This window comes from Humidesulfovibrio sp. (genome assembly GCF_035560995.1).
Classification (GTDB): domain Bacteria; phylum Desulfobacterota; class Desulfovibrionia; order Desulfovibrionales; family Desulfovibrionaceae; genus Humidesulfovibrio.
Genome location: NZ_DATMYK010000192.1, coordinates 1 through 2,181 on the forward strand (window position 1 = coordinate 1; position 2,181 = coordinate 2,181).

Here is a 2,181-nt window from a genome sequence, read left to right on the forward strand (position 1 = left end):
CCGGGCCCGGTCTGCAGCAGGCCGAAGCACAGGGAGTTGTCCACCGAGCGCTCGAAGACCTCCCGCGCCAGGCCCCTGGCCCAGTACGACTCGCGCAGGAAGGCGTACACCGCCTCCCTGTCCAGGAGCGCCGCGTCGTCCGTGACGACATAGCCGTTCCCGCTCCACTGCATGGCCGGGGCCTTCCGCTAGAGCGTCACCTTGCGCGCGGCGTCCAGGGCCTTCTTCAGGTCCTCGTCCGTGTGGGCGAAGGAAGTGAAGGCGCACTCGAAGCCCGAGGGCGCGAGGTTCACGCCAAGGGCGCGCATCTGGCGGTAGAACTCGCCGTAGACCGCGCCGTCGGCGGTCTTGGCCGTGGCGTAATCCGTCACCGGGGTTTCGGTGAAGAAAAGCGTAAACATGGACGCCAGCTGGTTCAGCGTCACCTTGCGGCCCTTGGCGCGCAGAATGTCGGCCAGTTCGCCGGCAAAGGCGGCGGTGCGCTTTTCCAGCGCCGCGTAGTCCTGCTTGGCCAGCTGCTTCAGGGTGGCGATGCCCGCGGCCATGGCCACCGGGTTCCCGGAGAGGGTGCCCGCCTGGTACACCGGCCCGCTAGGCGCGATGTGGGCCATGATCTCCTTCTTGCCGCCGTAGCAGCCCACGGGGAAGCCGCCGCCGATGATCTTGCCCAGGGTGGTCAGGTCCGGACGCACGCCGAAACGTTCGGCCGCGCCGCCCAGGGCCACGCGGAAGCCGGTGATGACCTCGTCGAAGATAAGCAGCGCGCCGTATTTGGTGCAGATGTCGCGCAGGCCCTGCAAAAAGCCCGGCGCGGGCGGAATGAGCCCCACGTTGCCCGCCACCGGCTCCACGATGACGCAGGCGATGTCGTCGGCATGGGCTTCAAATTGGGCCGCAACCGCGCCGAGGTCATTGTAGGGGGCCAAAAGCGTCAGGTTGGCGATGGCGTCGGGCACGCCGGGCGTGCCGGGGATGCACAACGTGGCCACGCCGCTGCCCGCGCTGACCAGGAAGCCGTCGCTGTGGCCGTGGTAGCAGCCGTCGAATTTGAGCACCTTGTCCCGCTTGGTGTAGCCGCGCGCCAGGCGCACCGCACTCATGGTGGCCTCGGTGCCGCTGCTCACCATGCGCACCATCTCCATGCCGGGCATGATCTCGCGGATGAGCTCGCCCAGCTCCACCTCGGCCGGGCAGGGCGCGCCGAAGCTGGCGCCGTTTTTCAGCGCCCAGATGGCGGCCTCCTCCACCTCGCCATTGGCGTGGCCCAGCAGCATGGGACCCCAGCTCATGACGAAGTCGAGCAGTTCGTCGCCGTCCACGGTCCACATGCGGCTGCCGTTGGCGCGGTGGATGAACAGGGGCTCGCAGCCCACGCTCTTGCAGGCGCGCACCGGGCTGTTCACGCCGCCGGGCAAAATGTTCTGGGCGCGCTCGAAATAGGTCTCGGACTGGCTGGACATGGCGGATTCTCCCTTGTTTTTCTCTGCGTGGATGCCTGGCTATTCTTCCAGCGATCAGGCCTGGAAATAGCGCATGGAGGTCTTTTTCAGCTCCTTGAGCGAGGCCAGGGTCTGGTTGTCGGTGACGCCGGTGTCGCGCATCAGCTCCTGCACCACGCGGGCGGTGTCGCCGGGGTTCTTGCCGTGGATCATGGTGTAGATGTTGTACTTCCACTGCGGGTAGGTGCGGCGGATGTAGCAGTGGCTGATCTCCGGCCGGGTGGCCATGGCCTCGCCCACCCTCAGGGCCTCGTCCGGGTCGTCCACGCGCCAGGCGACCATGGCGTTGTGCCCGTAGCCGGCCTTCTGGTGGCGCAGGGTGGCCCCGAAACGGCGGATGACCTTGTCGGCCTTCAGCCGCGTGATGAGGGCGATGACCTCGGCCTCGGTGCTGCCGGTCTGGGCGGCGATGTCGGCGAAGGGCGTGGGAGAATCGGGCAGGTCCGCGCCCGCCAGGGCCAGGATGCGCTGCTCGGTTTCGGTGAACACAGGCGCGGGGGATTTCTTGCTCATGCTGCGCTCGCTTTTTTAACGGTGACGCCCGCCAAGGCTTTCGCGGGACGGGTTCTTGTATCCGAGGCCGGGGCCGCTGGCAACTCGCCGGGCGCCGGAAACGAGGCTTCCCGCAGGGGCTTGCCTCGCCCTGCGCCAGCGGGTATGAGGGGCGCACATCAGCCGCTGT

General features: G+C 67.8%; 2 protein-coding genes. Both read right to left on the minus strand.

The genetic code is table 11. From position 1 onward, the window contains the following. Nucleotides 1-188: 188 nt before the first annotated feature. Nucleotides 189-1,460 (minus strand): glutamate-1-semialdehyde 2,1-aminomutase, encoded by a 1,272-nt coding sequence (hemL, locus tag VN419_RS07575; protein WP_325646107.1) that lies wholly within the window; start codon nt 1,458-1,460, stop codon nt 189-191. Nucleotides 1,461-1,514: 54 nt separating this feature from the next. Beyond that, nucleotides 1,515-2,012 (minus strand): Lrp/AsnC family transcriptional regulator, encoded by a 498-nt coding sequence (locus tag VN419_RS07580; RefSeq protein WP_325646109.1) that lies wholly within the window; start codon nt 2,010-2,012, stop codon nt 1,515-1,517. Nucleotides 2,013-2,181: the final 169 nt, after the last annotated feature.

Coding starts and splice junctions, on each gene's coding strand:
- hemL (WP_325646107.1), bottom strand. CDS start 1,460: ATGTCCAGCCAGTCCGAGACCTATTTCGAGCGCGCCCAGAACATTTTG.
- VN419_RS07580 (WP_325646109.1), bottom strand. CDS start 2,012: ATGAGCAAGAAATCCCCCGCGCCTGTGTTCACCGAAACCGAGCAGCGC.